The sequence below is a fragment of the Chryseobacterium aurantiacum genome, from assembly GCF_003020585.1.
Taxonomy (GTDB): domain Bacteria; phylum Bacteroidota; class Bacteroidia; order Flavobacteriales; family Weeksellaceae; genus Chryseobacterium; species Chryseobacterium aurantiacum.
Genome location: NZ_PXUE01000001.1, coordinates 1,012,712 through 1,028,752 on the forward strand (window position 1 = coordinate 1,012,712; position 16,041 = coordinate 1,028,752).

Annotated in this window: 18 protein-coding genes; 8 read left to right on the forward strand and 10 right to left on the reverse strand. The window is 36.3% G+C overall.

Going from position 1 to position 16,041, the window contains the following annotated elements; translation table 11 throughout:
- Positions 1-4 precede the first annotated feature (4 nt).
- Both C7D53_RS04605 and C7D53_RS04615 read right to left on the reverse strand, forming a co-directional pair.
- A complete protein-coding gene (locus tag C7D53_RS04605; RefSeq protein WP_106915189.1) occupies positions 5-1,114 on the reverse strand; it encodes a DNA topoisomerase IB in 1,110 nt (369 codons plus the stop codon).
- Between the two features lie 199 nt (positions 1,115-1,313).
- A complete protein-coding gene (locus tag C7D53_RS04615; RefSeq protein ID WP_106915191.1) occupies positions 1,314-1,751 on the reverse strand; it encodes a DUF6526 family protein in 438 nt (145 codons plus the stop codon).
- Positions 1,752-2,115: 364 nt separating this feature from the next.
- Here C7D53_RS04615 and C7D53_RS04620 point away from each other — a divergent pair, with 364 nt between their 5' ends.
- From C7D53_RS04620 to C7D53_RS04635, 4 genes are all read left to right on the forward strand, one after another.
- A complete protein-coding gene (locus C7D53_RS04620) occupies positions 2,116-3,885 on the forward strand; it encodes an aminopeptidase P family protein (RefSeq protein ID WP_106915570.1) in 1,770 nt (589 codons plus the stop codon).
- Positions 3,886-4,203: 318 nt separating this feature from the next.
- Positions 4,204-4,770, forward strand: coding sequence for a Crp/Fnr family transcriptional regulator (locus C7D53_RS04625; RefSeq protein ID WP_106915192.1), 567 nt, complete (start codon positions 4,204-4,206; stop codon positions 4,768-4,770).
- A 53-nt stretch (positions 4,771-4,823) separates the two neighbouring features.
- Positions 4,824-5,846 carry an NAD-dependent epimerase/dehydratase family protein gene (locus C7D53_RS04630; RefSeq protein WP_106915193.1) on the forward strand — a complete coding sequence of 341 codons (1,023 nt, stop codon included), beginning with the start codon at positions 4,824-4,826 and terminating at the stop codon, positions 5,844-5,846.
- Positions 5,846-6,424 carry an NAD(P)H-dependent oxidoreductase gene (locus tag C7D53_RS04635; RefSeq protein ID WP_106915194.1) on the forward strand — a complete coding sequence of 193 codons (579 nt, stop codon included), beginning with the start codon at positions 5,846-5,848 and terminating at the stop codon, positions 6,422-6,424. The genes C7D53_RS04630 and C7D53_RS04635 overlap by 1 nt, the downstream gene beginning before the upstream one ends.
- A 90-nt stretch (positions 6,425-6,514) precedes the next feature.
- Here the strand turns inward: C7D53_RS04635 and C7D53_RS04640 are convergent, their stop codons facing one another.
- The 3 genes from C7D53_RS04640 to C7D53_RS04650 form a co-directional block, all read right to left on the reverse strand.
- A complete protein-coding gene (locus C7D53_RS04640) occupies positions 6,515-7,237 on the reverse strand; it encodes a siderophore-interacting protein (protein WP_106915195.1) in 723 nt (240 codons plus the stop codon).
- An 81-nt stretch (positions 7,238-7,318) separates the two neighbouring features.
- Positions 7,319-8,194 carry an AraC family transcriptional regulator gene (locus tag C7D53_RS04645; RefSeq protein ID WP_106915196.1) on the reverse strand — a complete coding sequence of 292 codons (876 nt, stop codon included), beginning with the start codon at positions 8,192-8,194 and terminating at the stop codon, positions 7,319-7,321.
- A gap of 36 nt (positions 8,195-8,230) precedes the next feature.
- The gene (locus C7D53_RS04650; protein WP_106915197.1) at positions 8,231-8,866 is read right to left on the reverse strand and encodes a LysE family translocator; all 636 of its coding nucleotides are present in this window, start codon (positions 8,864-8,866) and stop codon (positions 8,231-8,233) included.
- A gap of 250 nt (positions 8,867-9,116) precedes the next feature.
- On the opposite strand from C7D53_RS04650, the gene C7D53_RS04655 reads away from it, so the two are divergent.
- The gene (locus C7D53_RS04655) at positions 9,117-9,698 is read left to right on the forward strand and encodes a helix-turn-helix domain-containing protein (RefSeq protein ID WP_106915198.1); all 582 of its coding nucleotides are present in this window, start codon (positions 9,117-9,119) and stop codon (positions 9,696-9,698) included.
- A gap of 87 nt (positions 9,699-9,785) precedes the next feature.
- The gene (locus tag C7D53_RS04660; RefSeq protein ID WP_106915199.1) at positions 9,786-11,273 is read left to right on the forward strand and encodes a serine hydrolase; all 1,488 of its coding nucleotides are present in this window, start codon (positions 9,786-9,788) and stop codon (positions 11,271-11,273) included.
- Positions 11,274-11,412: 139 nt separating this feature from the next.
- Here C7D53_RS04660 and C7D53_RS04665 read toward each other — a convergent pair whose 3' ends face one another.
- Positions 11,413-11,958 carry a hypothetical protein gene (locus C7D53_RS04665; protein ID WP_106915200.1) on the reverse strand — a complete coding sequence of 182 codons (546 nt, stop codon included), beginning with the start codon at positions 11,956-11,958 and terminating at the stop codon, positions 11,413-11,415.
- 272 nt (positions 11,959-12,230) lie between these two features.
- Here C7D53_RS04665 and C7D53_RS04670 point away from each other — a divergent pair, with 272 nt between their 5' ends.
- Positions 12,231-12,953: a hypothetical protein gene (locus C7D53_RS04670; protein WP_106915201.1), complete on the forward strand. Its 723-nt coding sequence runs from the start codon at positions 12,231-12,233 to the stop codon at positions 12,951-12,953.
- Positions 12,954-12,975: 22 nt separating this feature from the next.
- On the opposite strand, the gene C7D53_RS04675 is transcribed toward C7D53_RS04670, so the two are convergent.
- From C7D53_RS04675 to C7D53_RS04690, 4 genes are all read right to left on the reverse strand, one after another.
- Entirely contained in the window at positions 12,976-13,335 is a 360-nt protein-coding gene (locus tag C7D53_RS04675; protein WP_106915202.1) for a hypothetical protein, read from the reverse strand.
- The gene (locus tag C7D53_RS04680; protein ID WP_106915203.1) at positions 13,292-13,711 is read right to left on the reverse strand and encodes a lipocalin family protein; all 420 of its coding nucleotides are present in this window, start codon (positions 13,709-13,711) and stop codon (positions 13,292-13,294) included. The genes C7D53_RS04675 and C7D53_RS04680 overlap by 44 nt, the downstream gene beginning before the upstream one ends.
- 21 nt (positions 13,712-13,732) lie before the next feature.
- Complete coding sequence (locus C7D53_RS04685) at positions 13,733-14,164, reverse strand: hypothetical protein (RefSeq protein ID WP_106915204.1); 432 nt, start codon at positions 14,162-14,164, stop codon at positions 13,733-13,735.
- A gap of 120 nt (positions 14,165-14,284) precedes the next feature.
- Entirely contained in the window at positions 14,285-14,992 is a 708-nt protein-coding gene (locus tag C7D53_RS04690; protein ID WP_106915205.1) for a WG repeat-containing protein, read from the reverse strand.
- Positions 14,993-15,222: 230 nt separating this feature from the next.
- Between C7D53_RS04690 and C7D53_RS04695 the strand changes: the two genes are divergently transcribed.
- The gene (locus C7D53_RS04695) at positions 15,223-16,023 is read left to right on the forward strand and encodes a hypothetical protein (RefSeq protein WP_106915206.1); all 801 of its coding nucleotides are present in this window, start codon (positions 15,223-15,225) and stop codon (positions 16,021-16,023) included.
- Positions 16,024-16,041: the final 18 nt, after the last annotated feature.

Consider the following 16,041-nt stretch of genomic DNA (forward strand, 5'->3'; position numbering starts at 1 on the left):
AATGTTAAACTATCTTCTCGTTTTCCAGAATCTTAAGAACAAGCTTTTCCACTTTTGTCAGGTCGGCTTTTCCGTTGTTTTCTTCAATAATTTCTAATTCGTCAAGATATTTTCTGATCGTATTGTTTTCATAAAGGTTGATAACCACGGGATGTACATAATATTTCCTGCAAACGGCAGTGGTATTTCCGAGATGTTCTGCAACAATATCCAATGCCTCTTTTACATTCTTTTTATATTGAGTATCACTTTCTGCATACCCAATCTCCTTAAAGGCAATCAAGGCACTCACTGTTCCGGACCATGTTCTGAAATCCTTGGCGGTAAAATCTTCACCACTTATTTCCTTGATGTAATCATTCACCATTCCGGAATCTACGGAATGTAGATTTCCATCCTCATCAAAATATTGAAAAAGTTCCTTTCCGGGGATCTCTTTGCATTTTTGTACCAGTCTTGCCAATCTTTTGCTCCGAAGATCAATATGATGCATGACTCCTTTCTTTCCTTTAAATGAAAATGTTATTTTTTGTCCCTTGATTTTTACATGCTTACCTTTTAATGTAGTAAGGCCAAAAGATCCGTATAGCTTTTCATAGACATTATTACCAATCCGGATATTGGTTTTTTGCAATAGGCTGACGATCAGGGCAAGTATCTTGCGCTTTTCAAAGCTCCTCAAGGCGAGGTCCTGTTCTATATGAAGTCGGATATCCGGGAGTGCATACCCAAACTGTAGCATTCTGTAGAATTTTGTGTGGTTTCTCAAAGCGCTCCACAAAGGATGATAGCGATACTGCTTCCTTTGTTTTACATCAAAACCTGTGGCCTGAAGATGCCCGTTTTCCAACGCACAAATCCATACATTTTCCCATGCCGGGGGGATCACCAGTTTATTAATTCTGGAGATTTCATCTTTCTCCTTTATTTTTTTACCATCCTTGTAATAAGAATACTTTTTACCGTTTTTTTTACGCGTAATTCCGGTATTTTCTGCATCGGTGGTATATACGAGATGTACCGCCTTTGCAGAAGCTTCCGGATCCTTCATGATTTTCACAATCTTAGATGGCTTCAGGTGAGAGATCTTCTCTAAATCTGTATTCTCCTCCATAGAAAATGGTTAAGAGTTTTTACCCTTCGAAAAAATAAGTAAAAGAATCACTACTATTACACAGACTATGAGGATTCCCCACCACATTCCTGCCTTAAAAATTGTTTCAACCGCTGTACAGCCTGTTAGGGTCAACAAGCTGAATATTGTTATACTGTAAAAGCTCCACTTTTTCATAGCCTTATATTTTGTTGGTGTATTAAACTCTGAGTTGATCGGCTTTCCAGTTTTTAATGGATCTCTTGATCTCGTCACCGGAAATATTTTCATGCAACGCTTTGTATAAAAGCTCCTTAAATTCATCATCATACGTAAATCTTAACGCTGCAATCTGGTCAAATCTTAATTTTTCAACCGTCTCATCAGATCTTTTATTGAAAATCTCAAAATATCGTTGCCTGAACTCAAGAATAACCATACGATTCTGAAGTCCTAGCGCATAATGCTGCCTAGTCATAAACGCAAGATAAAAAAGCAGAAAGATCACTATGGAAAACAAGCTCCAGATCAGTTTATTATCAGGATCATTCCCTATTTTGTAGATTCCAAATATTTCCAATATGATCAATAAAGGAAGATAGATAAAATGATGAGGTGGATAAAACTTCCTGTGATTTTTATAATTCTGCTGTTTCATATCGTAGAATACAGCAATAATCTTTCCAAAAGCTTATTGTTTTAATAATTAATTAGGTTTTATTTCATGAAATATGTTTGGTTATTTGTTTGATTTGCTGAAAATTTTAAAGTTTTAAAAGAAAAATAAAGAAATAGCATGCAATAGAATATACTTGTTGCCATTTGTCATAAAACGCGTAGCATTTATATGAAAATTAGATCTGTGAGCCTCAAATTTTTTCAAATTCAATGATCAGGCTTACCAATTGATATCATTAATTGAGATGAATGAAAAAATAACAGATTATTAAGAAAAATAGGGCATTGATTTCACGCTCTGACTTCAAATTTTTCGTAACTTTCGGTGTTTAAAAATGAAAAGAATGACTTCAAAGGAAAAAGTTGCTGCGCTTCGTGAAGAAATGCAGAAAAATAATGTTGATGCATTTATAGTATATTCTGCAGATCCTCATATGAGTGAGTACCTTCCTGAAGAATGGCAGGAGAGAGCCTGGCTTTCAGGATTTTTAGGTTCTGCCGGTTTTGTGGTAATTACCAAAAATAAAGGCGGACTTTGGACAGACGGAAGATACTTTACACAGGCTGCCATTGAATTGGACGGTTCAGGAATAGACCTTTTCAAGGACGGACTAGAAGGAACGCCCAATTATATCGATTGGATTATTTCTGAAATTCCTGCCGGAGGTAAGGTGGCTGTAAATGCCTTAGCGGCTTCTAATGCCAATTGGGAAATGCTTTCTCAAAAATTTAATTCAAAAAATATTACCCTTGCTGATATCCCTCTTTTAAAGGAGGTTTGGAAAGAAAGAGGAACTCCATCCACTAACCCCATCTTTGTACACCCTGTAGAAAGAGCAGGTAAATCTGTGGCTGATAAACTTTCTGCTATCCGTCAGAAGATGGAAGAACAGGAAGCAACCGTTCATATCATCTCCAGTTTGGATGATGTAGCATGGACATCTAACCTGAGAGGAAGTGATGTACAAAGCAATCCAGTATTTTTAGGATACATTGTAATCACTAAGAATGACGCTGTTCTATTCACAGGTTTGGAAAAACTTGAAGTAGCAGCCAGAAAGCAAATGGATGATTCTTTCGTAAAAATGATGCCTTACGAAGAGTTCTATAACTATCTGAAAGAATTCAAAAATGAAAAAGTATTGGTTTCTCCAAACAGTAACCAGCAGATTTTTGAAACATTAAAGGCAGATAACCAATTTATTAAGGCTCCGGTTCCTGGAAACCTGATGAAAGCTCAGAAAAATGAGGTTGAACTGGAAGGTTTCAGAAAAGTAATGGTAAGAGACGGAGTAGCCATGGTAAAATTCCTTTACTGGCTTACCCACAATGCAGGAAAAGAAGCCATGAATGAATATTCCATCGGCGAAAAACTAAGAGGTTTCCGTGCTGCAGGGGAGAACTTTGTAGGAGAAAGCTTCGGTTCCATAATAGGGTATAAGGATAATGGTGCTATCATGCATTATTCTGCAAAAAAAGAAGGAAGTAAAGAGGTAACCAACGAGGAAACAATCCTTGTAGATTCAGGAGGTCAGTATCTTGAAGGAACTACAGATATTACAAGAACTTTTGCTTTGGGCACACCTTCTGAAGAGTTCAAAAGAAACTCTACATTGGTATTGCAGGGCTTGATTCGCTTGTCAATGGTAAAATTCCCGAAAGGAACAAAAGGAGTACACTTAGATGCCATTGCAAGGCTTCCGCTATGGATGGAAGGGAAAGACTTCAACCACGGAACAGGACATGGTGTGGGAAGCTTCATGAACGTACATGAGGGACCACAAAGCATCAGAAAAGATCTGAATCCTCAGGACCTTCTTCCTGGGATGGTTTGTTCCAACGAACCTGGATATTACCTTGAAGGACAATATGGAATTCGTCATGAAAACCTTATTGCAGTGAAAGAAGCAGAGAAAACAATTCATGGAACATTCTATGAATTTGAAACCCTGACGTTCTGCCCGTTCTTTAAGGATACTGTTGTAAAAGAAATTCTTTCAGAAACAGAAATCGAATGGTTGAACAGCTACCACAAAACTTGTGAGGAAAAAATAGGACCTCATTTGGAAGGAGAAGTTAAAGAATGGTTCTTACAGCTGGTAAGCCCGCTTTAATGATAAGGCATAAGATCAGAAATAAACATTAAACTCTGATATGGAGCCTGTCCCCTTAATTTAAACAAAATAATTGTTAGATAAGCTAAAGTCCTGTAAGTATTTCTTGCAGGGCTTTTTCATTCATACAACCGTATTTTTACGGATAAAACTTTAGGGATTCCCCTGATGAAAGGAAACTACACTGTATTTATCTTTGTGACAACAAAACATCATTCATATCTTCATACAATAACTTAGTAAATTCAAAACGGTTGATCATCCCACTCTGGGATGATTTTTTTTTATTTATTTTCGCCGTATAAGAAATTTGAAATAATGGTACATGATTTTTTTCGAAGCTTTAATCTATTTTCAGAAAGTGAGATTGAGGAGTTTTTACAACTTTTTGAGCTTAGAAAAGTAAATAAAAATGACTATTTCATCCACGAAGGCGAAAGGTGCAGGGAAGTAGCATTTATTAAGTCCGGTATCTTCCGTTCGTTTTATCTTTCCGATGATGGCAAGGATATGACCTACTGTTTCAGATTTCCTAATACAATGATGGCGGCGTATTCATCATTTATTTCGGGATCTCTCAGTAAAGAAAGCATGCAGGCCATTAATGATGCAGAACTGTTGGTTCTCAAAAAAGAATCAATGGATGCCATTGTACAGGATGACCTTAACTGGACTAAATTTTTAAAAATCATTGCTGAGCAGGAATACCTTGAGCTTGAGAATAGATTTTTCCAGCTTCAGAGAGACAGTGCCTCCCAACGCTATATAGCTCTTCTAAAAAACTATCCGGACTATATTCAAAAGATTCCGTTACAGTATCTTGCATCCTATTTGGGTATTACCCAACGGCATTTAAGCCGTATCAGAAAGGAAATTTCTTTTTAGACATTTGTCCTGTTTATTGGTTTTTCGGCTCTATAATTTTGTAAAAAAAAGATATGGAGCATAATATTCTCATCATTGGAGGAAACGGAATGGTAGGCAAGACAATTGCACGTATATTACAATCAAGAAACCCTCATGTAACTGTTTTTATTGGAGGAAGAAAAGGCGGGAAGTCCGATAGAGATCTGAAAATTGATGTAACCAATTCTGCTTCTTTTCAGGTTATTTCTGATAAAAAAATAAACCTGATTATTCTTTCAGTAAATGATAAGTCGGATCAGGTTCTGCAATATGCCATCAAGAATAATATTGATTATCTGGATATTACAAAACCCACGCCCGATCTGACAAAAGCCTATAAGATTGCAGAAAAAGCAGATGTAAACAGCAGAATTGTATTCAGTTCCGGCTGGATGGGTGGGATTGTGCCGGGGCTGGTTAATACAATTTCACAAGACGCAGACAGCATTCAGGAGGTGAAGCTCTTCGTATACTATTCTGTTAAAGATCTGGCAGGGGAAAGTTCTGCTCATTTTATGGCAGAAAATGTAGCGGTGCCTTTCCATGATTATAAAAACGATAAACCTGTTTCTATCCGACATTTTTTAGATACCGAAACGTTTGATTTTTCCTTTGGAATCGGAAAAAGGAGTGCCTATAACTTTGATGTTCCCGATCTTTACATTCTCAATAAGATAGAAAGAGTTCCTAATGTAAGTGTAAAGATGACTTATAATTCTAAGTTTATTACCTGGCTGCTCGGCAGCTTTCAATATTTAAGGGTCTTTAATATCTTATCTTTAAAGGAAAGAAAAATGATTTTCGGATCCAGTGGAAAGGGTGATCAGGCTGTCTTTGAAATTATTGTAAAAGATAAAAAAGGAAATAAGAAACTGAGCCTGCAAAGCACAAAGGGACAGGCTGAACTGACAGCCTTGTCTGCTGTTTTGCATACAGAGGAATTAATGAGAAATCCTCATGAAAGTAAGGTGTATTTCAGCCATCAATTGCACGAGCCATTGTCATTACTGGCACAGCTTAATGCCTACGAAACAATTAACATCAACCTATCATAATGAAAAAAATAGCCATTATCAACGGGCATCCCAATAAGGAATCTTTCAATTTTGGAATAGCTTCGGCTTACAAAGAAGGAGCCTTAAAATCAGATGCAGAAATCAAGGAAATCATTATTGCTGATCTCAATTTTAATCCTAATCTACAGTTTGGTTATCAAAAAAGAATGGAACTGGAGCCTGACTTGGTAAAAGCATGGGAAATTATTAAGTGGGCAGATCATCTGGTTTGGGTACATCCGGTGTGGTGGGGAGGCTTGCCTGCCCTTATGAAAGGTTTTATAGATCGACTTTTTCTTCCAGGATTTGCTTATCAATACAGAGAAAATTCGGTGTGGTGGGATCAACTTTTAAAAGAGAAAACCGCGCATATTATCACAACCCTAGATCAGCCGGGTTGGTATTACTGGCTTGTCTATGGAAAACCAAGTGTTAATCAGTTGAAAAAATCAACCTTAGAATTCTGTGGGGTAAAACCGGTAAAGGTGACTTATTTAGGAATTATCAGAAATTCTAAAGAAGAGCAACGTGTGAAATGGCTGGAAAAAGTGAGAAGATTGGGAAAAGGTTTGAAATAAAAAACTCTTCACAGATGAGGTTGATCCAAAATAAGTCCGAAATCCCTGCAATCTTACCTTACTAAAGTTGCAGGAATCGGACTTGCTTTTTTATAATCCTTTCTTTCCTTCTATCCAGTAAGCTTGTGATTTAATGCACTTCGGAGCTACATCCTTAGCCTTGAGGAATTTTCGGATCAATGACATTCTTTCTCCATTTCCGGTAAGATAAAAAATAACATCATTGTTGTATACCGCCTGTTTTTCTTCCTGTAGAAAGTCGCTTATTGCTTCTATAATGCTCATCGTGTTGTTTTTAGGAGCATGGTAGCCATATAAACTAAGAGCTTCCAAGGCTGTTGGTTCTTCAAGCTCATGAAGACAAATGTAGGAACAGGTAGATTTTTCTGCAGCCTCCTTAATAGAAAGCGAACTTCCCAATGAAGTTTCATCACCTATGGAGAAATGGATTTTAGCATTGGCATCAAAAAAACGCCTGCCTCTTGGTATCAATATTTTTATAGGATCTCCAATGGATAGACGGGTTACAAAATCACTTCCCACCGCATGGGTATCATGAAGATGAAATACAACATCGAAAGTACCTTCTTCTTTATTAAAATTGAAAGGAGAGTAATTGCGGAAATCGCGGTCGTTAATTCTTATTCCTATGGCATAGGCCGGTTCGAAGTGAATATCTTCTAAGTCTGTTGCAAAACGGACTCTACGAAGAGTATTGGAAATATTTTCTATGTGGACAACGGTGCAGGTTTTAAATTTTGAGGACCAGACATTTTCTATCGTGTCATTGACCCATTTTGGTAAACTTGACATAAATATTTTTATTGCAAAGGACGTTGCAAAATTGAAATATACCGATAGCCGTTTCAGGGAATTGATTGGACTATTCGTGGTTTATTGTTTGTTTTGTGTTTTCGTCCTAAACTCTGATGGTGAGATGCTTTCCAGTTTTGAAAATAAACGACTGAAATAAGTATGATCACTGTATCCCAATTCATAGGCTATTTCTTTTACTGTAAGATGGGTAAAAGCCAGTAATCGTTTTGCCTCCATTAAAACTTCCTGATGAATCCAATATTGTGCAGGTTTTCCCGTCACTTCACGAATAACCTCTGTAAGATAACCTCTTGAGATATTTAAAGCCTCTGCATATTCTGATGGACTTTTCAGGGTTTTAAATTCTTTTCTTACTAATATTTTAAAGGCTCTTGTCAGTTGTAGGGCTCTACTTTCACCGGATACTTCCGAATAGCTTTCACAAGAATAAATAAAAGAAAACATTCCGGTAAGGGCATTAAGCAACGACTGGATAATTAAAGATCCCTCCTTGGAAGTAGTCAATGATTCATCGGAATAAGAAACATAGAGCAGATTGGCAATAATATTTAGTTTTTCAATCCAGCTTGTATCAACTGAGAGGGGTTGAATGGTTTCCAGAGATTCCTCAAATACAGAACGTACTGCATCCGGAACGAGATCTGCTTTAATGGCTATAAACCATCCGTAAACATCCTCCATTAAAAGTCCCTGATGCACCTGTCCGGGTAATACACAGAAAATGGTAGGATCCTGTGCTTCCATCATATTAAAATCCACCATCATTCTTACATGCCCGCTTTCCATACAAGTGAAAATATAATGATTGTCACGATGTATCCCTTTATCCAAAAGCTTATATTCCGAACTATTGCTGCGTTTTTCCATTCTCTCAATAAAAAAAGAATGCTGGGAAATATCACTTAAATCGTAGGTTGGAATAGGCTGCTTCATCTTTTTGAATGGATGTTGTAAAATTTAAAGTACCCGTTATTTAGCCTTTGAAAATGCCATCTTCACCGCAAGATAAGTCAGTACACTGGCCATAAACCACTTTTGTACTTTAATCCAGATTGGGTTATGGGAAAAGAATAGTGCTACTCTTGCTGCCGTAAGAACAATCACAAAATTAACACTAAAGCTTACAAGCACCTGAACAACGCCGAGCTCCAGACTTTGAGTGAGTACAGAACCGTATTCGGGTTTGATAAATTGTGGGAAGAATGATAAATAAAAGACAGCCACCTTTGGATTGAGTACATTCGTTAAAAAGCCTACTGTAAAAAGTTTTTTAGGACCGTCATGGGAATTGCTTTGCTCAACATCAAAAATGTTTTTACTGTTGGGCTTAATGGCCTGATAAGCCAGATACAAAAGGTAAATTGTTCCTACCGCCTTAAGAACTGTATAGGCAAAAGGAACAGCCAAGAGAACAGCCGTTAAACCAAATGATACCATAACAATATGAAACAAAAAGCCACATACCACCCCTGCTAATGAGATAAAACCTGACTTTTTTCCCTGGGTTATTGATTTTGAAATCAGATAAATCATATTAGGTCCGGGGCTTATCACTAAAACAAGCGCTGCCAGAACAAAAAAGAAGAGTTCATGAAAGGGTATCATTTCAATTAATTTTTATACAAATGTCTCATTAATTAGAACAAGGAGCAATACTCTCATCAATAATTAATAAAAAATCAATAAAAAGAATATCTATTTTTCGGCTGTGAGAAATACCCATGATAACATAATTATAGTGCTTAATGGATGGATGCTGATTCTTTCCATGATCTTATGTTTTTAATTTTGAAAAAGCTGTAAATTAGCCGTCAGAAATTAATTAAAAATACCCTTTATCAGAATATATTAAACTATGTCTAAGCTAAAAACTGCAAGAGAACAGAAGAATCTTACTCAGGAAGAATTGTCGGAGAAGTCAAAAATTTCTGTAAGAACAATTCAGCGGATAGAGGCAGGTACAGAGCCAAAAGGGCATACCTTAAGGGCTCTTGCACAGGCATTGGATATAGAAGAAAGCTTATTACAGGATATTGCAGCAACTCCCGAAATAGACGAAGTAACAGATGATAAGCAAATAACAGAGGTAGAAGAAGAGCAATCTGATATCAATTATTCCCGGATCAAAATAATCAACCTTTCCTCACTGTTGTTCATTCTTTTGCCACCATTGAATATTCTTGTTCCGCTTCTTCTAATGTTTAAAATGAAGCAGAGAAATACCTTGGCCAGACAGATTATTTCAGTTCAGATGATATGGACGGTTATGGCACCAATTGTATTCATGTTGGGCATTTTTGTAAAGCTGGGGAGACAGTTTACATTGATACTGATGATCCTTATTGTGCTTTCCAATGTATTTATTATTCTTCGTAATGCAGCAGAAATTGATCGAAATAAAAAATTATATTACAGATTGAAATTCAGTATGATATAAATATTGTCAGGGCATTGTCGGGTTTTTGTCGGGTTTGTTTTTAGTCAAAAAACACTTGGAAATATAATCTTTGTCAAAAAAATAACAATGACAAAGTCTGCTCAGTTGATTCCCTTTTTCTTTATTCTGTTTTTTTGTGGGGCTCATGCACAAATAGGAAAAACAGATCCTCTTTACAGAACCATTATGTCGAAAGACAGTTTGCTTTTTTCAGTGGGGTTTAATACCTGTAATATAAAACAGACAGAAACTCTGCTCGGTGATCAATTTGAATTTTATCATGATAAAGATGGCTTTTCCGATAAAAGAAAATTCATGACCGACTTTAAAAATGGATTATGCAAAGATCCGGATACCTATCGAGCCAAAAGAGTTTTGGTAGATAAAACGACTCAAATTTATCCACTATATAAAAACGGAAAAATTTATGCAGCCATTCAGAATGGTGATCATGTCTTTTATGAAAAAGAAAAAAATCAACCTGAAAAATTAGTTGGAGGAGCCAAGTTCACTAATCTCTGGACTTTGGAAAATGGAGACTGGAAGCTAACACGATCATTGAGCTTTGATCATCATGCCAAGGAAGCTAATGATCTGAAAACAGTTTTTGAAAACGATCAGGAAATTGAAAACTGGCTAAAGGAAAATAAAATACCAACCCTTGGACTGGGAATTATTGAGGCCGGAGAACTGAAACAAGTGAAGGTTTTTGGAGACATAAAAAAGAACGTTCCCGCACCTTATAATACCTATTTCAATGTAGCTTCCCTTACCAAACCTGTAACCGCAATGGTTGCATTACGTCTCATAAGTTTGGGGAAATGGAAACTGGATGAACCTCTTGATCCCTATTGGACAGATCCGGATATTGCCAATGAACCGAGACATACAAAGCTGACGACCCGACTTATTCTGACCCATCAGACAGGATTTCCCAACTGGAGATGGATGAATGCTGACAAAAAACTGAATTTCCAGTTTGATCCGGGAACAAAATATCAATACTCAGGAGAAGGTTTTGAATATCTTCGAAAAGCTCTGGAAAAGAAATTCAAGAAACCATTGGAACAACTTGCCCATGAGCTTATTTTTCAACCGATTAAAATGAATGATACCTATTATATCTGGGATAAAAATACGGATGAATCAAGGTTTGCCATTGGATATAATGAAAAGGGAGAACCTTACCCAACAGAGAAGAATAAAACAGCCAATGCTGCCGATGATCTGCACACGACCATAGAGGATTATGGAAATTTTATGGTTAATGTTATGAAAGGAAGAGATCTGAAACCGGAAGTATTTCAGGAAATGATCAAAAAACAATCGAAAATAAAGGAAGATGTTTATTTCGGATTGGGCTTTTCAGTATATGATCTTGGAAATGGCGACTATGCACTCTCTCATGGGGGAGCTGATAAAGGAACAAGATGTATTGCCTTTGTATTGCCAAAAACAGGAAAAGGAATTCTGATATTTACCAACGTGGATGATGGCTATAAAGTATATGAAAAACTTGTTCTTCACTATCTGGGAAGTCAGGGAAAGAAAATTGTTGATATAGAAAACAGATAACCATACACTACCAAACTCAACCATAGAAGCTGTGGAATGTGTAAGGAAAGAAATACTATAAAATATCCAGATAAAAAATGTCTGCTTCTCAAATCGGGAAACAGACATTTTTTTATATTTTATTTAAAGGCTGAGATTTTTACTTTACCTTTTCCAAAAGATATAGCTTGGCGCCTGAAAAAGCCAGTTTAGGGATCAGATTACCCTCCAGAACCATAGTCTTGCTATTTACATCAATAACTGAAATATAATTATTGGAGTTGTATTCTATATAATTTTCTTTTTCCTTGGTTATAGGATTTTTTCCAAATTCTAGAGAATACTTTACCCAGTCTTCTTTGTCAGAACTGCAATGTACAGGCTTGAATTTGGATTTATTAGCCTTAAAAATAATCTGATCAAAACTCTCTGTACAGTCAGATGTAAATGAACCGTCAGGGTTCTGATCCTTAGAGAAATCTTCAAATGAACCACGATAAACGCCTACCACTTTCCAGGTTCCATCCAATCGGTCTTCATCTATTTTCCCTTTGGCCTTGCTTACAGCCCAGCTGATTCCGTTTACAGTTCCTTTTACCGCTTTATATCCTATGCTTACTGCCCCCGAAACTACTTTTGTAGCAGTTCTTACCACACAAGAATTTAAAACAAGAAGAGCAGACGCCAGAAATATTATTTTTTTCATTTTGTCAAATTTTTTACGAAGATAATATTTTAAGATGAGTCTGATTCATAATACTGTTCTGTTGCACAAGTTGAAAAGGGGTAGATAGTAGGCTTGGAAGTCCAATCAGAGTATTGATGGAGATAGTGTAAACGTTTGTTTATTAGTGGTTTTGATTCGAATTTATTAAGTGGTTTCAAAAAGTGCAGATATAACAATTTTTTTTAATATGTTCGTCTTTCAGGAATTTGAAAACTATTCATCACTCAATTATTACTATTTAAAAGATCTGTATGCCGATAGCCTTTCTTTTTATTACCATAATTATAGTACTTGCTGTTCTCTTCTTTGGATTTATCTCCGGATCAGGGCAAAAGGGAGCCTTTGTGGAGCCAGATTCCTTGGATGAACAAAGAGATCAGGTAACTATCCGAAAGCGGGAAGATTATTTCAGACGTATGAAAGCGCGGCAACGTACAATAAAGATTATTTTTCTTGCCTTTCTAGTTATTGTATTATCTTTTCCTTTTTTTCTGACTCTATTTGATACCTTGAGTTTTCACGGAAGATTAGATGCGGAAAGGTATAATGCACGAATGAGGGATAGCTACCTTTTGCTGGGAGGGATGACAGGATTGGGGATATTATTTTTTCTACTTATTTCCCGATTAATGAATAAAATGATACAAAATTACAGGAAAGTTATAGGGAGCCTGGATCAGAAACACTTCGAAAAAATGATTGAGGTAAACCGGTCTATGAATATACTGGATAGTTTTATGCTTACCCCGCCTTTTATTATTGATGAATCAAGGTTATATGTATTTAAGCTGGGCAGGGTATTGGCTTTTCCCTGGGCAGATATTACAGATCTTAAGATTACAGGTGCTCCCCGAAGGGGATTTTTTGTGAAAATGAAAGTGTTGGGAAAGATTTATTTCTTTTCAATAGGAGACCGAACCATGATGAACATTCTTGAAGCAGAATGTGTACATCGTGGAATACCGGGATCCTAATCAATTGGGTTTTATAATGAATCTACTGTACCCAGCCGCGTATTTTTTCAAAACAGAAATCATAAAGAGTCTTATCGATGTTATTGTGATCATAGAGCAGAATGTTCTGTTCCGAAAGGCTCAATAACAAAGAAATTTCATGCTTTTTGGACGTTATTCCCGGTTGAAAAATGCTGCTTTGAGACATAGCTTCTACATATTGTCGAAACTGCTCTTCGGTAAGTTTCTTATTTTTGGTGTGGGAAATCGTAGGTTGTGATGGGCCCGCTGAATATAATACATAGCGAACGCTGCCGTCTTTTTTGATTGTTATTTCTTCACTTTCCCAGTTATCGGAATTAACACGCCGAATAGAGAGTGAATCTGCTTTTTTTAAAATCAATTTTATGGTATTTTGCTTTGTTATCCAGTCGGGTAAGGTAGTCTAGACCGTGATCTGCGTGGTCTTTTCTAAACGTTGCCTTTGAAAGATCAAGATTGCTATTAACAGAATCAGGCTTCAAGGAAACAACACCCTTTGTCAGCTGAAATGTTCCCTGAGCAAAATCCTTGGTGGTATAATCTCCCTGGTCATTTTGATGATACATACTGAATGTCTGGTCTTCATTTAGCCGTATTATTTCCGTATTGGCACAACATCCATTTACTTTTGGAAGCATTTCCGACTGAATAATATAGGTTCCTGAAACCTGTTTCGCCTTGTTGCAGCTACTGAAAACTATAGCTGATAAAAGGGTAATGACTGCTAGTACTTTCATTGGATTTTGTGTTGGTTGTATTTAATTTTTAGCCGGAGGGGTTTCTACTTTTTCAAAGGTATAGGTAAGATGGTAATATATTTTGCTCTCCTGATAGGTCTTCCCCATAGGTTTTACCTCTTCACCCATTAATAACCTCTTCTTTTCAATCTGATTTTTTTTGTATTTTTTTAAAGTAGGCAGAAGATAAGATACCTGTGTCGTTTTACCTTGCTCATTATCATTAATAAACAACCATTCATCAGATTTTTTATTGAAATAGCAAGCTAAATGACCACCCATTTTTTTCGGTCCTGAATACTTGAGCTTGAATCCTTTTTGAGTTAAAAGACGATCTGTATTTACCCCATTAGACATGATGTCATACCAAATCTCAGAAGATGTCAACGTTTGTGCCGATGACAGGAAAATACCTGTAGTAAGGGCTATAAAGATCAATATTTTTTGATTCATTTCTTCATTTCAAAATATAAATATTAATAAAGGAAAATCCATGGATTTTCAAATAACTTAAACGTCCTTTTTATTAAAAAAGCTATTGCTAAATATTAAAAAATAACCATAATTTCTCTTTCAATTTGCTTTTTCTTTTCTAAGCAGTTTTCCGGAAGGGCTGAAAAAATAATCAATACCATTCTTCAAAAATTGGATCTCCTCACCGGTAAAAAGCTGTTCAGAATATTCGGCAGGGATTATTGTTTTTAGCTTAAAGTCCGAGAGACCATATAATCCGTTTTTCTGAATAATAACAGAAGTATCGGTAAGGGTAACAAGTTCCGTATCGTTTAATTCTACAATGTATTTTCCTTTTTCATCAATTACACCCCATTGGTCTCCAACCCTGACGAGAGCGTGATACCGATTCTTACTTTTTACAAGATAAAAACTATAAATTTCATCGTACTGAAACGGAACAAGGGTCTTGTTATCTAGGTCTATTATTCCTTTTTTTCCATTCTTTTTAGCAGCAATAAGATTGCTGTACATGGGGTCAAGAGTTTCATATTCTATAGGAATCAAGATTTCATTTTTATCATTTACAATTCCGGTCAGATCATTTTTGAAAACCATTACAAACCCATTGGTGAGGCCAATCATGCTGTAGTTATTCTCAAAATTGATGATCCATTCTCCCTTTCTGTTGAGGAGGCCATACTTTTCAGTGCCGGGAACATGTTCTTCCTTTCTTCTTCCTGACTCATCATATTCATGTTCAGCCCTGGAAACCAGATAATAACCGTCTGTATTATTGGAAGCACTACAAAACTGTGGTGGGACCACATTGGTTCCATCCGCAAGATAATAGCCAATATATCCTTTTTTCTGTCACTTACAGGAAACAGATCAGGATACTTTTGTGCAAATACCAAAAAGTATGGAAAGGATAAAAGTATCGAAATTATCGTTTTTCTCATCATATTGTTAAGCATTTGTCACTTCTTAAATGTACACAATATTGTTTTGATTCTATTCATCCTATTTTTGTACTTTTAAAAATAAGATTAATAATAATGAAAGCCATACTCACCTGCATCCTTTTTACATGTACTGCAAACACTGTATTTTCACAGGTGAATAATACGAGAAAGAAAATAGACAGCGTTGCACGGGCCAATCCGTTGTATCATAACTATAGGATAGATGAGCTTCGGACAGGCCTAAGATATCTGATAAGAGATGAACCTTACAAGTCTGACCCCACTTTAATACAATATACCTCTAACCTTAAGGATAAGCTGGAAAGAACCAATATTGCCAACTATATTGAGGAACTGCGTTATTTTGCAGACCTGAAGATTGATAAAAGGTACAAAGATAATTTTGATGAGGAAATTGCGAATATCAACCATACAGCATCCCATGCTCTGGCAGACGTATTTCTTGGAAAAAAGGACTATGGGCAGGCAGAAAAGTATTTCCTAAAGGCACTTGTAGAACATCAGTTATTCAGTGTAAGTGGAACCACTGTAGAAAAAGACTCCCACAGAATTGAATATGATCTGGTGAAAGTATACCAAAATCTGGGACGAAAAGATGAGGCTTATGGCTATCTTTTGGCCCTGATCAATTCCCAGTGGAATTATGAATTAGGTGAAAAGGGGATCATAGCCATGGCAGAGAATGATGATAAAAAAAAGCTGAAAAGAGATATTGATAAAGCCTTGAAAACCTTTGTAGCACGTCCCGATTACTTCCTAGAGTTTACTTTCAGGGGGAAGAAAATTCTCTTTTGGAATGCATTGTCTTTGAATAAAGAATATTTTTCAAAAAACATCATGAAAACAGAATTTTATAAATCATTGAATTTCTAGGTTTTAGATGAGGTTTGA

What these genes read in the sequence shown, in the direction of transcription:
- C7D53_RS04605 (WP_106915189.1), bottom strand. Translation starts at nt 1,114, where the DNA reads ATGGAGGAGAATACAGATTTAGAGAAGATCTCTCACCTGAAGCCATCT.
- C7D53_RS04615 (WP_106915191.1), bottom strand. Translation starts at nt 1,751, where the DNA reads ATGAAACAGCAGAATTATAAAAATCACAGGAAGTTTTATCCACCTCAT.
- C7D53_RS04620 (WP_106915570.1), top strand. Translation starts at nt 2,116, where the DNA reads ATGACTTCAAAGGAAAAAGTTGCTGCGCTTCGTGAAGAAATGCAGAAA.
- C7D53_RS04625 (WP_106915192.1), top strand. Translation starts at nt 4,204, where the DNA reads ATGGTACATGATTTTTTTCGAAGCTTTAATCTATTTTCAGAAAGTGAG.
- C7D53_RS04630 (WP_106915193.1), top strand. Translation starts at nt 4,824, where the DNA reads ATGGAGCATAATATTCTCATCATTGGAGGAAACGGAATGGTAGGCAAG.
- C7D53_RS04635 (WP_106915194.1), top strand. Translation starts at nt 5,846, where the DNA reads ATGAAAAAAATAGCCATTATCAACGGGCATCCCAATAAGGAATCTTTC.
- C7D53_RS04640 (WP_106915195.1), bottom strand. Translation starts at nt 7,237, where the DNA reads ATGTCAAGTTTACCAAAATGGGTCAATGACACGATAGAAAATGTCTGG.
- C7D53_RS04645 (WP_106915196.1), bottom strand. Translation starts at nt 8,194, where the DNA reads ATGAAGCAGCCTATTCCAACCTACGATTTAAGTGATATTTCCCAGCAT.
- C7D53_RS04650 (WP_106915197.1), bottom strand. Translation starts at nt 8,866, where the DNA reads ATGATACCCTTTCATGAACTCTTCTTTTTTGTTCTGGCAGCGCTTGTT.
- C7D53_RS04655 (WP_106915198.1), top strand. Translation starts at nt 9,117, where the DNA reads ATGTCTAAGCTAAAAACTGCAAGAGAACAGAAGAATCTTACTCAGGAA.
- C7D53_RS04660 (WP_106915199.1), top strand. Translation starts at nt 9,786, where the DNA reads ATGACAAAGTCTGCTCAGTTGATTCCCTTTTTCTTTATTCTGTTTTTT.
- C7D53_RS04665 (WP_106915200.1), bottom strand. Translation starts at nt 11,958, where the DNA reads ATGAAAAAAATAATATTTCTGGCGTCTGCTCTTCTTGTTTTAAATTCT.
- C7D53_RS04670 (WP_106915201.1), top strand. Translation starts at nt 12,231, where the DNA reads ATGCCGATAGCCTTTCTTTTTATTACCATAATTATAGTACTTGCTGTT.
- C7D53_RS04680 (WP_106915203.1), bottom strand. Translation starts at nt 13,711, where the DNA reads ATGAAAGTACTAGCAGTCATTACCCTTTTATCAGCTATAGTTTTCAGT.
- C7D53_RS04685 (WP_106915204.1), bottom strand. Translation starts at nt 14,164, where the DNA reads ATGAATCAAAAAATATTGATCTTTATAGCCCTTACTACAGGTATTTTC.
- C7D53_RS04695 (WP_106915206.1), top strand. Translation starts at nt 15,223, where the DNA reads ATGAAAGCCATACTCACCTGCATCCTTTTTACATGTACTGCAAACACT.